Source organism: Escherichia sp. E2748, assembly GCF_005781125.1.
Classification (GTDB): Bacteria; Pseudomonadota; Gammaproteobacteria; order Enterobacterales; family Enterobacteriaceae; genus Escherichia.
In genome coordinates this window covers 91,776-111,813 of record NZ_VATP01000003.1, presented here as the reverse complement: position 1 = coordinate 111,813, position 20,038 = coordinate 91,776, and the positions used below count along the sequence as shown (strand labels likewise).

The 20,038-nt window shown below is 49.1% G+C and carries 19 protein-coding genes; 5 read left to right on the top strand and 14 right to left on the bottom strand.

Annotation, left to right across the window (positions count from 1 at the left end; all coding sequences use genetic code 11):
* Positions 1-28: 28 nt before the first annotated feature.
* Positions 29-1,441, top strand: coding sequence for a cell division protein FtsP (gene ftsP, locus FEK42_RS06220; RefSeq protein WP_138211768.1), 1,413 nt, complete (start codon positions 29-31; stop codon positions 1,439-1,441).
* 91 nt (positions 1,442-1,532) lie between these two features.
* Here the strand turns inward: ftsP and FEK42_RS06215 are convergent, their stop codons facing one another.
* From FEK42_RS06215 to FEK42_RS06185, 7 genes are all read right to left on the bottom strand, one after another.
* Positions 1,533-2,837 carry a TRAP transporter large permease subunit gene (locus tag FEK42_RS06215; protein WP_130210331.1) on the bottom strand — a complete coding sequence of 435 codons (1,305 nt, stop codon included), beginning with the start codon at positions 2,835-2,837 and terminating at the stop codon, positions 1,533-1,535.
* A 10-nt stretch (positions 2,838-2,847) separates the two neighbouring features.
* On the bottom strand, positions 2,848-3,330 hold the full coding sequence (locus FEK42_RS06210) for a TRAP transporter small permease (RefSeq protein ID WP_130210329.1): 483 nt from the start codon (positions 3,328-3,330) through the stop codon (positions 2,848-2,850).
* A gap of 41 nt (positions 3,331-3,371) precedes the next feature.
* Positions 3,372-4,355, bottom strand: coding sequence for a TRAP transporter substrate-binding protein (locus tag FEK42_RS06205; RefSeq protein WP_130210327.1), 984 nt, complete (start codon positions 4,353-4,355; stop codon positions 3,372-3,374).
* Between the two features lie 72 nt (positions 4,356-4,427).
* The gene (locus tag FEK42_RS06200) at positions 4,428-5,438 is read right to left on the bottom strand and encodes an Ldh family oxidoreductase (RefSeq protein ID WP_130210325.1); all 1,011 of its coding nucleotides are present in this window, start codon (positions 5,436-5,438) and stop codon (positions 4,428-4,430) included.
* A gap of 10 nt (positions 5,439-5,448) precedes the next feature.
* On the bottom strand, positions 5,449-6,465 hold the full coding sequence (locus FEK42_RS06195; RefSeq protein WP_135492256.1) for a zinc-binding alcohol dehydrogenase family protein: 1,017 nt from the start codon (positions 6,463-6,465) through the stop codon (positions 5,449-5,451).
* Entirely contained in the window at positions 6,462-7,934 is a 1,473-nt protein-coding gene (locus FEK42_RS06190) for a mannitol dehydrogenase family protein (protein ID WP_135492258.1), read from the bottom strand. The genes FEK42_RS06195 and FEK42_RS06190 overlap by 4 nt, the downstream gene beginning before the upstream one ends.
* Before the next feature lie 376 nt (positions 7,935-8,310).
* Complete coding sequence (locus FEK42_RS06185; RefSeq protein WP_130210319.1) at positions 8,311-9,060, bottom strand: FadR/GntR family transcriptional regulator; 750 nt, start codon at positions 9,058-9,060, stop codon at positions 8,311-8,313.
* Between the two features lie 249 nt (positions 9,061-9,309).
* Here FEK42_RS06185 and FEK42_RS06180 point away from each other — a divergent pair, with 249 nt between their 5' ends.
* Positions 9,310-11,529 carry a YgiQ family radical SAM protein gene (locus tag FEK42_RS06180; protein WP_135492260.1) on the top strand — a complete coding sequence of 740 codons (2,220 nt, stop codon included), beginning with the start codon at positions 9,310-9,312 and terminating at the stop codon, positions 11,527-11,529.
* A 41-nt stretch (positions 11,530-11,570) separates the two neighbouring features.
* Here the strand turns inward: FEK42_RS06180 and yqhH are convergent, their stop codons facing one another.
* The 5 genes from yqhH to yqhD form a co-directional block, all read right to left on the bottom strand.
* Positions 11,571-11,828, bottom strand: coding sequence for a lipoprotein YqhH (gene yqhH, locus FEK42_RS06175; RefSeq protein ID WP_135492262.1), 258 nt, complete (start codon positions 11,826-11,828; stop codon positions 11,571-11,573).
* A gap of 61 nt (positions 11,829-11,889) precedes the next feature.
* Positions 11,890-12,138, bottom strand: coding sequence for a hypothetical protein (locus tag FEK42_RS06170; protein ID WP_135492264.1), 249 nt, complete (start codon positions 12,136-12,138; stop codon positions 11,890-11,892).
* Between the two features lie 35 nt (positions 12,139-12,173).
* Complete coding sequence (locus FEK42_RS06165; RefSeq protein WP_135492266.1) at positions 12,174-13,100, bottom strand: YbjP/YqhG family protein; 927 nt, start codon at positions 13,098-13,100, stop codon at positions 12,174-12,176.
* Between the two features lie 199 nt (positions 13,101-13,299).
* Positions 13,300-14,127 carry a 2,5-didehydrogluconate reductase DkgA gene (gene dkgA, locus FEK42_RS06160; RefSeq protein ID WP_131162516.1) on the bottom strand — a complete coding sequence of 276 codons (828 nt, stop codon included), beginning with the start codon at positions 14,125-14,127 and terminating at the stop codon, positions 13,300-13,302.
* 103 nt (positions 14,128-14,230) lie between these two features.
* Positions 14,231-15,394, bottom strand: a complete 1,164-nt coding sequence (yqhD, locus tag FEK42_RS06155; protein WP_130208043.1) for an alcohol dehydrogenase — start codon at positions 15,392-15,394, stop codon at positions 14,231-14,233.
* 193 nt (positions 15,395-15,587) lie between these two features.
* On the opposite strand from yqhD, the gene yqhC reads away from it, so the two are divergent.
* A complete protein-coding gene (gene yqhC / locus FEK42_RS06150) occupies positions 15,588-16,487 on the top strand; it encodes a DNA-binding transcriptional regulator YqhC (protein WP_138211663.1) in 900 nt (299 codons plus the stop codon).
* A 39-nt stretch (positions 16,488-16,526) separates the two neighbouring features.
* On the opposite strand, the gene yghB is transcribed toward yqhC, so the two are convergent.
* Entirely contained in the window at positions 16,527-17,186 is a 660-nt protein-coding gene (yghB, locus tag FEK42_RS06145) for a DedA family general envelope maintenance protein YghB (protein WP_064529651.1), read from the bottom strand.
* Positions 17,187-17,324: 138 nt separating this feature from the next.
* Positions 17,325-18,512 carry a cystathionine beta-lyase gene (gene metC, locus FEK42_RS06140; RefSeq protein ID WP_130208039.1) on the bottom strand — a complete coding sequence of 396 codons (1,188 nt, stop codon included), beginning with the start codon at positions 18,510-18,512 and terminating at the stop codon, positions 17,325-17,327.
* Between the two features lie 251 nt (positions 18,513-18,763).
* On the opposite strand from metC, the gene exbB reads away from it, so the two are divergent.
* Complete coding sequence (exbB, locus tag FEK42_RS06135) at positions 18,764-19,498, top strand: tol-pal system-associated acyl-CoA thioesterase (protein WP_130208037.1); 735 nt, start codon at positions 18,764-18,766, stop codon at positions 19,496-19,498.
* 6 nt (positions 19,499-19,504) lie between these two features.
* Positions 19,505-19,930: a TonB system transport protein ExbD gene (gene exbD, locus FEK42_RS06130; protein WP_130208035.1), complete on the top strand. Its 426-nt coding sequence runs from the start codon at positions 19,505-19,507 to the stop codon at positions 19,928-19,930.
* Positions 19,931-20,038 lie beyond the last annotated feature (108 nt).

Sequence of the window (20,038 nt, the reverse complement as noted above, 5' to 3'; positions counted from 1 at the left end):
ACTTTAGCCAGTTTTACATGGAGCAAATATGTCACTCAGTCGGCGTCAGTTCATTCAGGCATCGGGGATTGCACTCTGTGCAGGTGCTGTCCCCCTGAAGGCCAGCGCAGCCGGTCAACAGCAACCATTGCCCGTTCCGCCGCTGCTTGAATCTCGCCGTGGGCAACCGCTGTTTATGACCGTACAGCGTGCGCACTGGTCATTTACGCCAGGAACGCGCGCGTCGGTTTGGGGTATCAATGGTCGCTATCTTGGGCCGACTATCCGCGTCTGGAAGGGCGATGATGTTAAGCTGATTTACAGCAACCGACTGACAGAAAATGTCTCAATGACGGTGGCCGGGCTACAGGTGCCAGGCCCACTGATGGGCGGTCCGGCACGCATGATGTCGCCAAACGCTGACTGGGCGCCCGTACTCCCCATTCGCCAGAGCGCAGCGACCTTGTGGTATCACGCCAATACCCCCAACCGCACGGCACAGCAGGTCTATAACGGCCTTGCCGGAATGTGGCTGGTGGAAGATGAAGTCAGCAAGTCGCTGCCAATCCCTAACCATTATGGCGTGGATGATTTTCCAGTCATTATCCAGGATAAAAGGCTGGATAACTTTGGCACGCCGGAATACAGCGAGCCAGGAAGCGGCGGCTTTGTTGGCGATACGTTATTGGTCAACGGTGTGCAAAGCCCGTACGTTGAAGTCTCGCGTGGTTGGGTGCGCTTGCGACTGCTGAACGCGTCGAACTCTCGTCGCTATCAACTACAGATGAGCGATGGTCGCCCGTTACATGTGATTTCTGGCGATCAGGGATTCCTGCCTGCGCCAGTGTCGGTGAAGCAACTTTCGCTGGCACCGGGCGAGCGCCGCGAGATTCTGGTGGATATGAGCAACGGTGATGAAGTGTCTATCACCTGTGGCGAAGCGGCGAGCATTGTTGATCGTATTCGTGGCTTCTTTGAGCCATCCAGCATTCTGGTTTCCACGCTGGTGCTAACGCTGCGCCCAACCGGTCTTCTGCCGCTGGTCACAGACAGTCTTCCGATGCGCCTGCTGCCAACCGAAATCATGGCCGGTTCGCCGATTCGTAGCCGTGATATCAGTCTGAGTGATGACCCGGGTATCAATGGAAAGCTGTGGGACGTCAACCGTATTGATGTCACCGCGCAGCAAGGAACATGGGAGCGCTGGACCGTACGAGCAGATGAACCGCAAGCGTTCCATATTGAAGGCGTGATGTTCCAGATCCGCAACGTTAACGGCGCAATGCCGTTCCCGGAAGACAGAGGCTGGAAAGATACCGTTTGGGTCGACGGACAAGTGGAGCTGCTTGTCTATTTCGGTCAGCCTTCCTGGGCGCACTTCCCGTTCTACTTTAATAGCCAGACGCTGGAAATGGCCGATCGCGGCTCGATAGGGCAGCTGTTGGTCAATCCGATACCGTAATGGACCAATTAAATCTCCTGGCGATATGCAGTCCTCACAGTGAGTAAAGACGTAAACAGACGGGCCTGAATCATTCAGGCCCGTCTGTTTGTCAGGTTGAAAATAACCCAGGCAGCATCAGACTGAGCTGCGGGAAATAACAAATCATTGCCATCACCACAAACAATGCCAGAAACATCGGCAGCAATGGTTTTATTACCTTGTCGATACTGACCTTGCCAATACTGCAACCAACAAACAGAATGGTACCGACAGGAGGTGTGCAAAGACCGATGGTTAAGTTGAAAACCATAATAATGCCGAAGTGAATCGGATCTATCCCCAGATGTTGGGCGATCGGCAGAAAAATAGGTGTAAATATCAGGATCGCTGGTGTGATATCCATAAAGGTGCCAACGATCAACAGAATGATATTAATGATAAGAAGAATGACCCATTTGTTATCCGAAACGCTGGTAATCAATTCGTTGATTAACTCAGGCACATCAGCATTCGTCATGGCCCATGACATCCCCATCGAACAGCCTACCAGTAACAGAACAATTGAACTGGTTACCACCGAATCTAACAGAATATCATTGAGCTTCTTAAGGGTGATTTCCCGGTAAATCATCGCCAGGGATAAACTATAAATTACTGCTATTGCCGATGCTTCTGTGGGCGTAAATACCCCCGCGATAATACCGCCAATAATGATAAAAATAAGCATCAGGCTGGGTATTGATTCACGGAATATTTGCAAAAACTGACGAAAATTGATGCGTTCTGCCACTGGATAATGGTTACGTCGTGCATAAAGAGCCGCCACAAACATTAAAGCAGCAGCGGTGAGAATGCCTGGCAAGTATCCAGCTAAGAACAACGCTGCAACAGAAGTGCCTCCACTGGCGAGGGAATAAACAATCAACACATTGCTCGGTGGGATCATCAGACCAATGGGGGCAGAGGCAATATTCACTGCCGCAGAGAACGCCGGATCATAGCCCTCTTTTTCCTGCAGTGGTGACATAATCCCACCTACCGCGGCGGCTGACGCAACAGCAGAACCTGAAATAGCACCAAACAGCGTGTTTGCAAGGATATTACAATGAGCCAGTGAGCCAGGCAGACGTCCAACTAATGCTTGCGCCAGGTTAACCAGCCGTCGGGCGATGCCTCCGGTATTCATAATGTTTCCGGCTAACACGAAAAAGGGAATGGCTAGTAACGTAAAGCCATCCAGTCCCACTGTCATTTTTTGCGAAATCACAGAAATGGCGGCATCGGGAGGTAAGGCAGTAATAATAGATAACAGTGAAGAAAGGCCAATAGCAAAAGTAATTGGCACACCTATTGCCAGCATGACGGCAAAACTGCCAAATAAAATTAAGACGGGGTAGATATATTCAAAGTCCATACTTCCCTCGTTAATGAGAATTCCGTTTACGATAGTTGTCAATAATATTCATCACTGAATACCAGACCAGAATAAGCCCACTGGCAGGCATAACCCAATAGACCTTATCCATCGGCCATTTTAATACAGGAGAAATTTGTCCAACATGTTGTGCTTTTTCAACAACAATGTTTCCTCCATAGATCATGAAAATAACTGCAAAAACAGTAATAATAATTTGGATAAAACTGTCAAGCGTCAGAACAGATGCCGCAGGAAGTTTCTGCGCCAACAAATCAATCGCCAGATGTTTTTTTAACCCAGCGGTATATACACCGCCAAGTAAAATCATCCACATAAATAAAATCTGGGTAAATTCATCAAGCACGGTGCTGGGAGCGTTAAAAATAAAACGAGCAATAACTTGCCATGTTACGCAGAACACCATAATGGCGAGAATAATACAGCAGCATCCGGCAAGAATCTTATTAAGAATATGAGTGAGTGTGCGCATAAGTCTTCCATGAAAGGGCAGGGATTACCTGCCCATTAGGGTTACATACTTTCTACTTGCTCAAGGTTTTTGGCCGATTGTGCATCTTTTGCTTTAAATTCATCGTATAGCGGTTTTACGCGTTCTTTGAAAGCGGATTTATCAACATCAACCACTGTTGCGTTCATCTCTTTCATTTTGTCGTAGGCTTCTTTTTCAGCGGCAGGCCAGATGACATCTTTCATTTGCATCATTGATTCATCGGCTGCCTTTAATAATGCCGTACGCTCTTTGTCGCCAAGTTTATTCAACACATTGGTGCTGATAATTAACACATCAGGCACCATGGTGTGTTCATCACGTGAATAGACTTTTGCCACCTCGGCGTGACGCATATCAGAATAGACAACGGTATTGTTCTCTCCGCCATCAACAACACCTTGCTGGAGCGCAGTGTAAAGTTCTCCCTGAGCCATCGGTGTGGCGACACCGCCAAGTGCTTTCATCATTGCAATGGCGCTGGGGCTTTGTTGAACCCTAATTTTCATTCCTGCTAAATCTTCAGGTTTTGTAATCGGTTTATTGGAATAAAAACTTCTCGCACCGCCGTCATAATACGTAATACCCACAAAACCTTTGCTTTCTGATGACTTGAGTATTTGTTTACCTAAATCGCTTTGCAGAACGCGATAATAATGCTCACGGTCGCGGAATAAGAAAGGCAGACTGAAAAGACTGTAATCCGGGGCGAAAGATTCCAGTGACGCAGCATTCACTTTCACCATCTGCAATGCGCCAGAGTTCATTAGTTCCAGTGATTCGCGCTCGTTACCCAATGTCGCATTTGGGTAAATACGAATAACTAGTTCACCATTAGAATATTCTTTGGTTTTATCAGCTAAATAGCTTAATGCTTTATGGACAGCATGGCTTTTATCCTGATTATGACTGAGTTTTAATGTTGTTTTTGCCAGTGTGGTATTGGAAATTAATAAACAACTGGTCAACAGCATAAGCGATGCCGTCAGAGGACGAAGTGCTTTCATATCCTGCTCCTGGTTAATATAACAGAAACGATAAATACAGCGCTTTTCTATCGTTAGAATAAAAAGAGATTATTAATTCTCTGTCAGATAATGGAAAATCCCTGCCGGAACGGGAATACCTTCCTGCTGACATTTTTCTTTATAGTGCATTTGTGGATCGTTCGGTGCTAATACTTTTTCAACGCCGGGAACCGGTTTAACGGCATGAAGTTCCGTGACCATTTGCGCCATAGTTTCAGCAAAAACAGGATTGCCGAGCTTTTTCGGATCGATGGCAATAACCAAACTTGCCAGCTTACGCATCTTGTCATAATCGCCATACATGCGAACAATATGGTTACCAAAATTCGCATTCATCAGCACGCCAGTCAGTGCATCTATAGCCAGCGCAATGCCTGAACCTTTGTGCTGACCGAAAGGTAACAGGTTTTCAATTTTATGCGGATCAGTGGTGCCATTACCGTCTTTATCTATCGCCAGTCCTTCACCAATATGTTTTCCGGTTTCCTTTGCATGAAGTATTTTGCCGAAAGCCGTGGCACTGGTCGCCATATCAACAATCATCGGATGGCTGTTTTCCACCGGAAAGCCAAAGGCGATGGGGTTAGTTCCCAAAAAGCGCCCGGCACCGCCATGAGGCGCTACGCAGGTATCGGTTTGCGTCATTACGATAGCAATCAATCCTTGGTTGGTGACCATCTCTGCAAAATAAGATAACGCGCCACAGTGAGAGGCGTTTTTAACGCTAACAAACCCAAGACCTTCTTCCTGTGCCAGTTTGATGGCGTGCTCTGTGGCGCTAATTAATGCTGAATGCCCCATCCCGTCATCAGAGTCGAGAATGGCCACTGACGGTGATATTTGCTCAATACTAAATTGCGCGGTTTTATTTAACCCTCCGGCAGCAAGGCGAGTGCAATAATGTTCGACACGCATAACACCGTGAGAATGCACACCGGTAATATCGGCATGTACTAAAACATCCGTAACTTGTTGTGCGGTGTTAGTATCCAGCCCGGCAGTATATAATTTGTGGTGTACCAGTGATTTTAAATTTGCTTCACCGACATAAACAGTTGTCATCTTTGTTCCCTTAAAAAGTGATCACACCCTTGACCATATTTTTATTTTCTACAACGTTACGTTGGTAATTTTCGCCAACATTAAAGAAATTAAATTCCTGGTTTTTCATTAAGTTTTCATGAATTTTATTGCTGCGCATCAGTTCAATAACTAACGCGAAATCTTCCCGTGTGGCATTACGACTGCTGAGTAACGTTGTCTCTTTTTTGTGGAAGGTTGGATCGTCAATAACGAGCTCACCGATATACAAACCGATGAAAACAATTTTGCCGCCATGACGAATAAGATTGACATCCTGACTCATCGAGGCTTTATTTCCCGTAGCATCAAGTACGACGCAAGCCAGTTCGCCGCCAAAAGCCTCACGAAGCGCGGTAATAAAATCTTCCTGTGTGGGATCGAAGGCATTAATAGCAAGATTATCCACAACGTGCTGGCGACGTTGACTATCAATATCAGCAACAACAACCTGCGCCCCTTTAGCCCGGGCGATGGCTGCTGTTGCCAGACCGATTGGCCCGGCGCCAATCACCAGTACGTTTTGTGCAGCCTTGATCTCAGCCCGACGAACGGCATGTGCACCAATGGCGAAGCATTCAACCAATGCGCCGGCGCTGTCGCTGACCTCGTCAGGGAGCGGCACAAGGTTGTCTTCACGTACCGCAAGGTACTCACTAAAACCCCCATCCTGATGCACGCCATACAGCGAAACACGTTCACAGCAGTTCGTTTTCTCTTCCCGACAGGCGGCGCACTCGCCACACGGAATGCATGGGATAACGGAATAGCGCTGGCCTGATTGTGCCGTTTGACACTGACTGCCTTGTGAAACTGCTTCGGCGCATATTTCATGACCTAATACACGTGGGTAGCTAAAAAAAGGCTGCCTGCCAGCAAATGCGTGAATATCCGTACCACAGATACCCACGGCTTTAATTTTTAATAGCACTTCGTTATCTGCTGGCACGGGAATATCCTTTTCCACATACTCCATAACGCCAGGCTGCTGGCAAATTAATGTTTTCATTTCTGCTCATCCGATAATAATTGGCTGATAGTTGCCTTGATGCCTTTGTTTTTTATATTCGCAAAGGCGGTTTTTATTTCATTTATAAATGGCTGATGATTACTTAATTCACCAAATATGGCGCTAAGGTGCAGTAATGCGAGCGCCTGTTGCCATGCGTCTTGTTGTTCCTTTATTAGCGCATGAAATTGTTCATTCATTGGATCAGCGACAGACTGGCTTTTCTCAACATCTTCAATGACATAATGCAACCAACCAGCAACGAGCAGTGACAGAACAGCATTGTTTTGCTTTTGCTGATGCAATTTCAGCCAGGGAGTCAGCGCACGCTGGGGAAGCTTTTGCGAACCGTCCATAGCGATTTGCCCGGTACGATGTGCAACATTACGGTTGCTAAAGCGTTCAATTAACAGGTCGGCGTATTCCTGGACGTCGATATTTAAATCAGGATTAAGTGTTCGGGCTTGTTCATTGATCATCAGATGGCGGGTAATGGATCGAAAATTAGCGTCTTCCATGCATTGCCAGATAAATTCATAGCCTGCCAGTGAGCCGTTATAAGCCAGAAATGAATGGCTACCGTTTAACATGCGTAACTTCATCTCTTCATAAGGCTGAACATTGCTGACAAACATCGCGCCTGCTTTATCCCATTCCGGTCGCCCATGCACAAAATTATCTTCGATCACCCACTGGCGAAATGATTCGCAGACGATCCCGCAGGGATCGGCATAACCGGTTTTAGTTTCCAGTAAGGCGAATTGCGATTCGGTCATTGCCGGAACAATGCGATCTACCATCGTGCCTGGAAATGAGACATTTTCTTTGATCCACTGAGCCAGGGACTGGTCCAGTTGGCGGGCAAAACCGAGAACGGCATTTCGCGTCAGATGCCCATTGTCAGGCAAGTTATCGCAGGAGAGCACACTAAAAGCGGCAAGTCCGGCTGCTTTACGTTGTTGCAAAGCACAGACGATCAAGCCAATAGCCGACTGAGGCGCATCCGGGTTTTGTAGATCGTGTTTGATTAATCCATTGGTGAGATCAAGTGATCGCGTTTGCGAATCGAGGCAATAGCCTTTCTCGGTGATGGTTAATGAAACGATTTTTACCTGAGGTTCAGTCAATTTCTGGATTGCTGCGGCAATACCGTCCACGGGGGTATGGATACCGCCAGTCACCGAGCGTACAAGGCGTGAGGTAGATTGCGATGCAGACGTTTCCACCACCGAAAACAGCCCATTTTGCGCATTTAAGTTTTCGATCAGTTGAGCATCACCAAACAGGTTGATCTCAAAGATCCCCCAGCAGGTGTTCGAAAGCTGATTAGTAAGATCAGTATAGACAGCCTGGTGTCCGCGATGAAAAGCGCCAAAACCAATGTGGACAATATCAGCCTGTAACCCGTCTCGAGGCCAGGTGGTGACCTGATCATGGTGGGCGACAGTGATGCTCTCGTTCCCTGACATTATGTGCTTACTCCTGGTAGTTGGTGTGTGTAGACCAATTTACATAATTCATTAGACCAAAAACAGAGAGATGCATCACGCTTGCAGAGAAAGGTAAAAGTACGGAACAGAACAAGAGGAAGTGATTTGAGATGGATGACAAACGTAAAACTGCCTGATGCGCTACGCTGATCAGGCTGGCGATGATTGTGTAATGTATTTAATTTTAATTTTTTATGCCAGATTAGGTATTCACGCTGCATTCGGCACGAGCAAAGCGCGCTTTATCATCAGTCCGTTGATAATTCATTAGACCAATTAACAAGATAGAGTGTACCAGATGAGGGGGGATGCAGAGCCAGCGTCATTTTTCACGTCAGCTCTGGATAAATGAAGGTTAACGAGCGAAGAAAAAGTCATCAAAGTCGCTAATGGAAGCGTCTTGTTTGAAGATTTTGATCAGTTCATTTTTGCTGTTTTCCAGATGGTTCCAGGACGCTTCTCTGGCAAGCTCTGAATCTTTCTGTTGCAGCGCAAGAACAATAGCCCGGTGATCTTCCAGCCATTGCAGACGCAAAGGCTTTTCGTGCAAATACTTGTAGTTCAGCTTCTTCCAGCGGGGGTTTTCTGTGCGCACTGCCCGCCATAATTCGGCGGCTTGTTTGATCAGCACACGATTTTGCGTTGCTTCGGCAATAAGGCTATGAAATCGGTGATCCAGCTCTTCAAATTTATCACTTTCCGCTGCGATCGCCTTTTCCTGCAAGCTAATGATTTTCTTTAATTCTTGTAATTCGTTAAAGCTGATCTGGCTGGCTGCAAAACCGGTAATATTGCTCTCGATCACCTGGCGTGCCTGCAACAGTTCGAACGGGCCAATTTCTGAATAAGGCATTAATGATTTCTGATTGAGCTTATCGGTGGAATCGACAAAGAAGATCCCTGACCCTTGCTTCACATTCAGTACGCCTTTCAGTTCCAGCATAATGATGGCTTCACGAATGGTAGTCCGGCTGGTATTAAACCGCTCGCTCAGTTCACGTTCTGAAGGTAAGCGCTCTCCGGCTTTGAATACGCCTGAATACAGCAACTCTTCAATCTGTAGACCAATATCGTAATAGCGGCGCTTTGTAATAACCTGTTCCATACCTTGCCTTACTGTGGGTGTCCTCGGATAGCCGATCGTCGTGCAACATGACCTGAACGTTGCTGATCGGCATAAATAGTAGCGGCAGTTGCCACGATACCGCTAGCCTTAAATGTGTTTGCCCCGATCGGCAGTGAAAACTTCACCAGGGTATTTCGTCACCGTTTATCAACATCACTTCATTTCCGCGCGTGATACAGCGTATAATCCCCGGCCTTTGATTATTTTTTTACCATTTCTGGAAGCAAAATGAGCTCTATCTCCCTGATCCAACCGGATCGCGACCTGTTCTCTTGGCCGCAGTACTGGGCCGCCTGTTTTGGACCGGCACCGTTTTTGCCGATGTCTCGTGAAGAGATGGATCAACTTGGCTGGGATAGCTGCGACATCATTTTGGTTACTGGCGACGCGTATGTCGATCACCCAAGCTTCGGGATGGCGATTTGCGGTCGTATGCTGGAAGCGCAGGGCTTTCGCGTTGGGATCATCGCCCAGCCGGACTGGAGCAGCAAAGACGATTTCATGCGTCTGGGTAAACCGAATCTGTTTTTCGGCGTTACCGCAGGCAATATGGACTCGATGATCAACCGTTACACTGCCGATCGCCGTTTACGTCATGACGACGCTTACACGCCGGATAACGTCGCAGGTAAGCGTCCGGATCGCGCCACACTGGTTTATACCCAGCGTTGTAAAGAGGCGTGGAAAGATGTGCCGGTGATCCTCGGCGGTATCGAAGCCAGCCTGCGTCGTACCGCGCATTATGATTATTGGTCTGACACCGTGCGCCGCTCGGTGCTGGTGGATTCTAAAGCCGACATGCTGATGTTCGGTAACGGTGAGCGTCCGCTGGTGGAAGTGGCGCACCGTCTGGCAATGGGCGAGCCGATTAGCGAAATCCGCGATGTGCGTAATACCGCGATTATCGTGAAAGAGGCGCTGCCAGGCTGGAGCGGCGTGGATTCCACCCGTCTCGATACCCCGGGCAAAATCGACCCGATCCCGCATCCGTATGGTGAAGACCTGCCGTGCGCTGATAACAAACCTGTGGCGCCGAAAAAACAAGAAGCCAAAGCCGTTACCGTGCAGCCACCGCGCCCGAAACCGTGGGAAAAAACCTACGTGTTGCTGCCTTCTTTCGAGAAAGTGAAGAGCGATAAAGTCCTGTACGCCCATGCTTCGCGTATTCTGCACCACGAAACTAACCCAGGCTGCGCCCGCGCATTGATGCAAAAACATGGCGACCGCTATGTGTGGATCAACCCGCCTGCTATTCCGCTTTCTACCGAAGAGATGGACAGCGTCTTTGCGCTGCCGTATAAGCGCGTGCCACATCCGGCTTATGGTAACGCCCGTATTCCGGCTTACGAAATGATTCGTTTCTCGGTCAATATTATGCGCGGCTGCTTTGGCGGCTGCTCTTTCTGCTCTATTACCGAGCATGAAGGGCGCATTATTCAGAGCCGTTCGGAAGATTCGATCATTAATGAGATCGAAGCGATCCGCGACACCGTTCCTGGCTTTACTGGCGTGATTTCCGATCTCGGTGGGCCAACTGCCAACATGTATATGTTGCGCTGCAAATCGCCACGCGCCGAGCAAACTTGTCGCCGTTTGTCGTGCGTTTACCCAGATATTTGTCCGCATATGGACACTAACCACGAACCGACCATCAATCTCTATCGCCGTGCTCGCGATCTCAAAGGTATCAAGAAGATCCTGATCGCTTCCGGCGTGCGTTACGACATTGCCGTGGAAGACCCGCGCTATATCAAAGAGCTGGCGACCCATCACGTCGGCGGTTATCTGAAGATTGCCCCGGAACATACCGAAGAAGGGCCGTTATCGAAGATGATGAAGCCGGGCATGGGCAGTTATGACCGCTTTAAAGAGTTGTTCGATACCTATTCCAAACAGGCAGGTAAAGAGCAGTATCTGATCCCCTATTTCATCTCCGCGCACCCGGGTACGCGTGATGAAGATATGGTGAACCTGGCGCTGTGGCTGAAAAAGCATCGCTTCCGCCTCGACCAGGTACAGAACTTTTACCCATCGCCGCTGGCTAACTCGACCACCATGTATTACACCGGGAAAAACCCGCTGGCGAAGATTGGTTATAAGAGTGAAGACGTCTTTGTACCGAAGGGCGACAAACAGCGTCGTTTGCATAAAGCGTTGTTGCGTTATCACGATCCGGCAAACTGGCCGTTAATCCGTCAGGCGCTGGAAGCAATGGGTAAAAAGCATCTGATTGGCAGCCGTCGCGATTGCTTAGTGCCTGCGCCAACCATTGAAGAGATGCGCGAAGCTCGCCGTCAGAACCGCAATACCCGTCCGGCGTTGACCAAACATACGCCGATGGCGACCCAGCGTCAGACGCCTGCTACGGCAAAAAAAGCGTCGTCTACGCAATCTCGTCCGGTGAATGCTGGCGCGAAGAAACGCCCTAAAGCAGCGGTCGGACGTTAAAAAAAATCCCCGGTAACAGAATGCTGCCGGGGATTGTTTTGTCATTCCGCATACATACGCAAGCAGCGCAGGCAATCGAAATAGTCCTGCGCATCAAGACGCGTATTGGCTCTGTTAGCTTCGGATTTGGCAGCATAGATTTGTGGGCGTAATGCTTTCATATCCTGCTCAAGCCGGGCGATTTTGGCATTTAATGTTTGCACATTGCTCGCCAGTTGATTGACCTTTTGCTCATTGACGCACCCATTTAATAAGCCAGTTACCAGAATTAGTGTTCCCACGCTGAAAGTCTTTTTCATTATTTATTTCTCCCTGTTTTTTATTGTTATGATTAATAGTTGATTGATGTTTAGTGGAGTATTACCACCGTGGCGGGTGCGCCAAAATTCCGTCTGGCCATCTTCCGGCATCATCCAGCCGTGTGTTAACTTTTTCTGCCACTTCTTTCGCTACCTGAATTTCCTGACGTAAAGCGTTGATATCCTGTTGGAGTTGATCGACTTTTATATTTATCAGATGAATATCATTTTCTACATGACTGATTTTTTCATTACTGACGCAGCCTGTGAGTATGAACATTAGAAAAAAGAGTAACAGTTGATTATTCATTTCCAGTTTCCTTTATCTGGTATTAATTATTCCGCTCACCGCTGTAATCTGGCGGCAGTCTTCGCTTCAATCTGTTTAAGTAAACTTCCGCCGCCTGGGCGGATAAAATCGGCAATTTCCCACTTACCCTCACGCCGCTGTAAAACAATTTCTTGCTCTTCGCTGTTGCCATTGGTCAATGCAAAACGAACATAAATACGAGCGGAGTCGGCAGTTTTCTCCAGCACACGAATTTCATCAACGCGTGAAAATAACGACTCTTCGCCAAAACAGATTGGGTTGTCGTAGATAAATTGCCGCTCTAATTGCATATCTTCATCGGAGTTACTGTCAGTCTTGAAGGTAGTTTTATAGAAGGCATTAACAGCCTGGCGATAGGTGTTGGAAACAACCCACGTCCAGGGCCAGCTATAATGAGTGATATGGTCAAACAACTCGGCGACATAGGCTTCAGGCTGCTCTTTTTGCAGCGATGCCAGTAGCGCCAATATTTTTTCATTCTCACCATTAACCGACTGCCAGACGCTGCCATGATTGCTGACAATATCGTCAATCACCCAACGACCATTTTCTGCCACCATCTTCAGTGTTTGCGTGGTCTTTTCTTTATCGTCTTTATAGGGACGAAAGCGCACAAGGGCATCTACGTGATCGGCATCCGTTTGAGTAACCGCGACACTTTCTAACACCAGATCGCCGTAATCCTGACAATCGCAAACCGGATCGTAATCCAGCCAGCCAATATTACCCGGCAGTGTGAGATTGTCATTCAAGGTTAGTGCCTTTTGCATTCGCGTTGATGTTATTGCTTGCTCACTGTTATCAGCGAAATAAGGAACACTAGCCCCACCGGTATAGTGTTGATAAATCTGCCTGACTGTTTGTTCAGCGGTTAGCGAGGGGGATTGCGCCTGGAGGGTAAAACTTAAAAAGGCTGCCAAAAACAGAACCATTATTTTCATCTGTTTTTCACCTCTCCATTGCGTTTATCCCTGGTGTAGATGAGTTGTTCCTTTAAGGGCTTCCAGCTCCGCATGATGATGTCCTTATATCTGGTGTTCCTGAACAGGGGAGAGTAACAACGGGCGGGAGGCGAGGGGAATAAATGATTTCTGAAAAGTCCGGTAGCGGAACATTACCGCTACCGGGAGAATTTGTGCGTTAGCCGCTGAACTGGTCGGGATCGGGGCCGAGGCGTTTACCCTGGTCGAGTTTTGCAATGTCACCAAGTTCGTCTTTGTCGAGACGGAAATCCCAGACATCGAAGTTTTCAGCAATTCGTGAAGGGGTGACTGATTTCGGGATTACGACCAGACCGCTATCCAGATGCCAGCGGATAACAATCTGTGCCGGGGTTTTGCCATACTTATCTGCCAGATCGCGAATGATTTTCTGATCGAATACGCCTTTCCCGCCCTGGGCTAATGGGCTCCAGGATTCGGTCTGGATTTTGTGTGTGGCGTTCCAGGCATGCAACTGACGTTGCTGCATCAGCGGGTGAAGTTCTATCTGGTTAATAACAGGCGCCACGCCAGTTTCATCAATCAGGCGCTGAAGATGGTGGATCTGGAAATTGCAGACGCCGATACTTTTGATTAATCCCTCTTTTTGCAGCTCAATCATTCCTTTCCATGCTTCGACATAATGGTCGATTGCGGGAACGGGCCAGTGCATTAAGTAGAGGTCGATATAATCAAGCTGGAGTTTTTTCAGACTGTCGAGTAGGGCTTCGCGAGGGCGCTTGTGGTTGTCGTTCCACAGTTTAGTGGTGATGAACAGATCTTCTCTGTTAAGTGCGGAATTTTTCAGGGCTTTACCGACACCTTCTTCGTTCTTGTAGGCTGCGGCGGTATCAATCGAACGATAACCAACTTCTAACGCTTTTTGAATAGCGGTGATAACTTCCTCATTACTTGCTTGCCAGACGCCCAGTCCCAGCTGGGGCATGACATTGCCGTCCTGTAGCTTAATAACGGTTGGATTAGCCATACGTTCCTCCTTATATGAACTCACCGGAGCAGGCTCCGGTGAGATGTTGTGAACTTAAGTCTGGACGAAATGCCCGAAAACGAAAGTTTGAGGCGTAAAAAGCTTAACGGGCGGCTTCGTAGATGCGGCGGCTGACTTCCAGCGTAATGTCATGATTTTCGCCCAGTTGGGTCATGCCGTGTTCTTCCAGTTTTTTCAGCAATGCCGGGATAGAGCTGCCGTCCAGACCGTAGTCGGAAAGATGCGTCGGCACGCCTAATTGCTCGAAGAAGTTACGGGTAGCGGCAATCGCGGCGTCAATGCGCTCGTCGTCGGAACCTTCGGTGATGTTCCAGACGCGTTCAGCGTATTGCAGCAGTTTCGCACGCTTGGTGTCGCGTTTTTCATTCCACAGAGCAGGCAGGACGATAGCCAGAGTTTGTGCGTGATCCAGACCGTGCATAGCGGTCAGTTCGTGGCCCAGCATATGCGTTGCCCAGTCCTGAGGTACGCCAGCGCCGATCAAACCGTTCAGCGCTTGGGTCGCCGCCCACATAACGTTGGCGCGCACATCGTAGTTTTCTGGTTCTTTCAGGGCCTTCGGACCATCTTCGATCAGCGTCAGCAAAATACCTTCTGCGAAGCGATCCTGGATTTTGGCATCAACCGGTTTGGTCACATACTGTTCTACGGTGTGCACAAAGGCGTCCACTACGCCGTTAGCCACCTGGCGCGGCGGCAGGGTATAGGTATAAACCGGATCGAGTACGGCAAATACCGGCTGAACATGGGCAGAATGGAACGCCTGTTTGTCGCCAGTGGTTTTACGGGAGATAACCGCGCCCGCGTTAGATTCAGAACCGGTCGCTGGCAGCGTCAGCACACAGCCCATCGGGATAGCGCTTTTAATCTCTTTGCCGCCCGTTTGCAGAATGTGCCACGGATCAATATTTTCCGGATAGTTAGCCGCTGCGGCGATAAATTTGGTGCCATCCAGCACGGACCCGCCGCCAACCGCCAACAGGAAAGTCACTTTCTGTTCGCGAACCAGTTTTACGGCGTTCATCAGCGTTTCATAAGACGGGTTTGGTTCGATACCGCCAAACTCCAGCACGTCCATACCTTTCAATGCATCCAGAACTTGATCGAGGACGCCGGTTTTTTTCACACTACCACCGCCGTAGGTAATCAATACGCGGGCGCCATGAGGAATTTGCTCGCGTAAACCAGCGATTGCGCCTTTACCAAACAGAATGCGGGTTGGGGTGTGCAGATTAAAGTTGTTCATTACTTGCTCCCTTTGCTGGGTCAATATGAGGGCAGAGATCGGTCTGCCTGATGTTTTTCATTGTGGTCGCCTGCGTCGTGGCTCTCAATGCTCATTTCTGCCAATGTCTTGCCTATTTCTCCAGAGTGCTGGAGAAATGGTACAAAATTGCGCACAATCAAATTGCCGCATTATTCCTAAGAAATTACGCGATATGAAACGTGAAGAGATATGCCGCCTACTGACGGATAAAATTAATAGACTGAAAGATAAAGAAAATAGTTTGTCAGATATGTTGCCTGATGTGCGCTTATTGTATGGTGAGAACCCCGGTGCGCGTACGCCAGTGATGTATGAACCTGGCATCATAATTCTCTTTTCCGGGCATAAAATCGGTTATATCAATGAACGCGTGTTTCGCTATGACGCCAATGAATACCTGCTGCTGACGGTGCCGTTGCCGTTTGAGTGCGAAACCTATGCCACGCCAGAGGTGCCACTGGCGGGGGTGCGTCTCAATGTCGATATTTTGCAGTTACAAGAGCTGTTGATGGACATTGGCGAAGATGAACAGTTCCAGCCGTCAATGGCTGCCAGCGGTATAAATTCCGCTACATTGTCCGAAGAGATTTTATGCGCGGCGGAGCGGTTACTGGATGTGATGGAACGACCGCTGGATGCGCGCATTCTCGGTAAACAGATTATCCGCGAAATTCTTTACTATGTGCTGACGGGGCCTTGCGGCGGCGCGTTACTGGCACTGGTCAGTCGCCAGACGCATTTCAGCCTGATTAGCCGCGTGCTGAAACGAATTGAGAATAAATACACCGAAAACCTGAGCGTTGAGCAACTGGCAGCAGAAGCCAATATGAGCGTTTCGGCGTTCCACCATAATTTTAAGTCTGTCACCAGTACCTCGCCGTTGCAGTATCTGAAGAATTACCGTCTGCATAAGGCGCGAATGATGATAATCCACGACGGCATGAAGGCCAGCGCGGCGGCGATGCGCGTCGGCTATGAAAGCGCGTCGCAATTTAGCCGTGAGTTTAAACGTTATTTCGGTGTGACGCCGGGAGAAGATGCCGCCAGAATGCGGGCGATGCAGGGGAGTTAAATGCGTTCCCGGCATGGCCACCGGGAACGGAGGAAATCGTCAGGCACTAGAGTACTTTTTTTTAATCACCACGAACAGCGTGCCTAACAAGCCAGCGGTTAGCAAGGCAATCGGCAGGATCATCAGGAACGTCATCACCTGATCTTCATGGCGTTTTACAAACGGGATCATGCTTAAGGCATAGCCGAAACTGGTTACCACGCTGACCCATAACAACCCGCTTAACCAGTTGAAAAACTGGAAGCGGCGGTTTGGCAGTCCGGAAATCCCCGCCATGGTTGGCAGCAGCGTGCGGACAAAGGCGAGAAAACGTCCAGCAAGCAGCGCCAGCAGACCGTGGCGGTCAAACATACAGGTGGCGCGCTGGTGATATTTGGCCGGAAGCTGCGCCAGCCAGCCTTTCACCGTTTTGGTATTACCCAGCCAGCGCCCCTGAATGTAACTCAACCAACAACCCAGGCTGGCTGCGGCAGTCAGAATCGTGATTGTTGGCAGAAAATCCATAACCCCCTGGGCAATCAATGCGCCAGCCAGAATCAACAAGCTGTCGCCAGGCAAAAATGAGGCGGGCAGCAGGCCGTTTTCTAAAAACAGCGTGGCAAACATGACAAAGTAAACAACGCTAACAATGTGAGGGTCCGCCAGCGCGGCAAAGTCATGTTGCCAGAGCGCAGCGATAATATCTTGAATAACAGCCATGGACTTTCCTGTGGAACAGCGTTTAAGCCTTAATTTGACTATTGTACTCCTGAATCGTCCGGGACGCCTTGATCCCGGACGCAACAATTTAAGACTTTTCACAATTAAATGTCTGCAAAATTGTCCAAATTGGCAACGTTACACAATTCGCGCGAAGCCGGCGTCCAGATCGGCAATCAGATCGTCGACGTTTTCCAGACCAATATGCAGGCGAATCAAGGTGCCGCTAAAATCGATCTTACCTTGTGGGCGGATGGCGGCGAGATGTTCTGGCTGGTTCGCGAGGATCAAGGATTCATACCCGCCCCATGAGAAGGCCATGCTGAATAACCTGAAGTTATCCAGATAGTTCGCCAGTTCTTCATCATTAAGTTTTTTCTTCAGTACAAAGGAAAATAGTCCGCTGCTACCTGTAAAGTCTCGTTTCCAGAACTCATGGCCTTTACTGCCTGGCAGAGCAGGGTGGTTAACTCGCTCAACCTGCGGATGTGCGGCCAGCCATTCTGCCACTTTCAGGCTGCTTTCATGATGTTGACGCAGACGCACGCCCAGTGTACGCAGGCCACGACTGGTCATATAGGCGGTATCGGCGTCGACCATCTGCCCCATCAGATAGGCATTTTCCCGCAGTTGCTCCCAGCAACGGGCATTGCACACAGCAGTGCCAATCATCGCATCCGAATGCCCTACCAGATATTTGGTGGCGGCCTGAATAGAAACATCAATACCAAAATCAAGAGCTTTGAACAGCACTCCGGCAGCCCAGGTGTTATCGATCATAATGATGGCGTCCGGCACCACACTGCGTACGGCGGCAACAATCGCCGGAACGTCGTGGACTTCCATGGTGATGGAGCCTGGCGATTCCAGAAACACGATTTTAGTGTTTGGCTGCAGATGTTTAACGATATCGGCACCAATCAGCGGATCAAACCATGATGTCGTTACGCCCAACTTGCTGAGGATTTTGCTACAGAAATCCTGACTCGGCTCGTAGGCGGTATTGGTCATCAACACATGATCGCCCTGTTCAACAAAAGCAAGAATGGAATTTGCAACCGCAGCCGCCCCGCAAGGAAACAGTGCGCAACCTGCGCCACCTTCCAGTTCGCACATCGCTTCTTGTAATGAGAAGTGTGTTAGCGTTCCGCGCCGTCCATAGAACAACTCGCCATTGGCGCGATTGCGCGTCGCATGTTTTTTGGCTTCCACACTGTCAAAGACCAGCGAAGAGGCGCGCTGAATCACGCTATTTACCGCGCCGAGAGTGTATTTTTTGCTGCGTCCTGCATTGACCAGTTGAGTATCAAGTTGTTTGTCTGCCATGTTGGTATTCCTGTTTTTATACGTCTGGATGTCTAAACTAGCACGAATGAGGTCATGCGCATCCTGAAGAATTGGCATAAAGCAGAAAAATTTCGCAAAAGGTGTACTGGTGACTTTTTTACTGCGTAAACGCAAAGAAAAGAAAGCAAAGGTACGGCAGTATGCAAATAGTAATGAGAACGACTATCAATTCGACGTCGTTTTGATATTATTGTGCGCAGATTTTGTGACTTGCGTCCTGGAGATACACAGTGGGTAATAATTTAATGCAGACGGACCTTTCCGTCTGGGGTATGTATCAGCACGCCGATATTGTCGTTAAGTGCGTGATGATTGGGCTGATTCTGGCCTCCGTAGTCACCTGGGCAATCTTTTTCAGTAAGAGCGTAGAGTTCTTCAACCAGAAGCGTCGCCTGAAGCGCGAGCAGCAACTACTGGCTGAAGCACGCTCTTTAAACCAGGCCAGCGATATCGCCGCTGATTTTGGTAGCAAAAGCTTAAGCCTGCATTTGCTCAATGAAGCGCAGAACGAGCTGGAACTGTCAGAAGGCAGCGACGATAACGAAGGTATTAAAGAGCGTACCAGTTTCCGCCTTGAGCGTCGGGTCGCCGCAGTAGGTCGTCAAATGGGCCGCGGGAATGGCTATCTTGCTACCATCGGCGCAATTTCGCCGTTCGTTGGTCTGTTTGGTACGGTCTGGGGCATCATGAACAGCTTTATTGGTATCGCGCAAACGCAAACTACCAACCTGGCAGTGGTTGCACCGGGTATTGCAGAAGCGTTGCTGGCAACGGCAATCGGTCTGGTGGCAGCGATTCCGGCGGTCGTTATCTATAACGTATTTGCACGCCAGATTGGCGGCTTTAAAGCGATGCTTGGCGATGTCGCAGCGCAGGTATTGTTGCTGCAAAGCCGTGACCTGGATCTGGAAGCCAGCGCCGCTGCGCATCCGGTTCGTGTTGCACAAAAATTACGCGCAGGATAATGTCCGATGGCAATGCATCTTAACGAAAACCTCGACGATAACGGCGAAATGCATGATATCAACGTGACGCCGTTTATCGACGTGATGTTGGTTCTGCTGATTATCTTTATGGTGGCGGCACCGTTAGCGACGGTAGATGTGAAGGTGAACTTGCCTGCTTCTACCAGCACGCCGCAGCCGCGCCCGGAAAAACCGGTTTATCTGTCGGTGAAGGCGGACAACTCAATGTTTATCGGTAACGATCCGGTCACCGATGAAACGATGGTTACGGCGCTGAATGCGTTAACCGAAGGCAAGAAAGATACCACCATCTTCTTCCGTGCAGATAAGACCGTCGACTACGAGATGTTGATGAAGGTAATGGATAAGCTGCATCAGGCAGGTTACCTGAAGATTGGTCTGGTCGGCGAAGAAACTGCCAAAGCGAAGTAAAGAGAATTGCCTGATGCGCTACGCTTATCAGGCCTACAAAATCTATCGCAACGTGTTGAATTTGCACGAGCTGGTAGGCCAGATAAGGCGTTTACGCCGCATCCGGCA

Bases quoted from the DNA above. Each gene is read 5' to 3' on its own strand.
- yqhC (WP_138211663.1), top strand. From the start codon at position 15,588: ATGAAACGTGAAGAGATATGCCGCCTACTGACGGATAAAATTAATAGA.
- FEK42_RS06180 (WP_135492260.1), top strand. From the start codon at position 9,310: ATGAGCTCTATCTCCCTGATCCAACCGGATCGCGACCTGTTCTCTTGG.
- FEK42_RS06215 (WP_130210331.1), bottom strand. From the start codon at position 2,837: ATGGACTTTGAATATATCTACCCCGTCTTAATTTTATTTGGCAGTTTT.
- metC (WP_130208039.1), bottom strand. From the start codon at position 18,512: ATGGCAGACAAACAACTTGATACTCAACTGGTCAATGCAGGACGCAGC.
- FEK42_RS06200 (WP_130210325.1), bottom strand. From the start codon at position 5,438: ATGACAACTGTTTATGTCGGTGAAGCAAATTTAAAATCACTGGTACAC.
- yghB (WP_064529651.1), bottom strand. From the start codon at position 17,186: ATGGCTGTTATTCAAGATATTATCGCTGCGCTCTGGCAACATGACTTT.
- yqhD (WP_130208043.1), bottom strand. From the start codon at position 15,394: ATGAACAACTTTAATCTGCACACCCCAACCCGCATTCTGTTTGGTAAA.
- exbD (WP_130208035.1), top strand. From the start codon at position 19,505: ATGGCAATGCATCTTAACGAAAACCTCGACGATAACGGCGAAATGCAT.
- FEK42_RS06170 (WP_135492264.1), bottom strand. From the start codon at position 12,138: ATGAATAATCAACTGTTACTCTTTTTTCTAATGTTCATACTCACAGGC.
- FEK42_RS06165 (WP_135492266.1), bottom strand. From the start codon at position 13,100: ATGAAAATAATGGTTCTGTTTTTGGCAGCCTTTTTAAGTTTTACCCTC.
- FEK42_RS06195 (WP_135492256.1), bottom strand. From the start codon at position 6,465: ATGAAAACATTAATTTGCCAGCAGCCTGGCGTTATGGAGTATGTGGAA.
- FEK42_RS06210 (WP_130210329.1), bottom strand. From the start codon at position 3,330: ATGCGCACACTCACTCATATTCTTAATAAGATTCTTGCCGGATGCTGC.
- ftsP (WP_138211768.1), top strand. From the start codon at position 29: ATGTCACTCAGTCGGCGTCAGTTCATTCAGGCATCGGGGATTGCACTC.
- FEK42_RS06185 (WP_130210319.1), bottom strand. From the start codon at position 9,060: ATGGAACAGGTTATTACAAAGCGCCGCTATTACGATATTGGTCTACAG.
- yqhH (WP_135492262.1), bottom strand. From the start codon at position 11,828: ATGAAAAAGACTTTCAGCGTGGGAACACTAATTCTGGTAACTGGCTTA.
- FEK42_RS06190 (WP_135492258.1), bottom strand. From the start codon at position 7,934: ATGTCAGGGAACGAGAGCATCACTGTCGCCCACCATGATCAGGTCACC.
- FEK42_RS06205 (WP_130210327.1), bottom strand. From the start codon at position 4,355: ATGAAAGCACTTCGTCCTCTGACGGCATCGCTTATGCTGTTGACCAGT.
- dkgA (WP_131162516.1), bottom strand. From the start codon at position 14,127: ATGGCTAATCCAACCGTTATTAAGCTACAGGACGGCAATGTCATGCCC.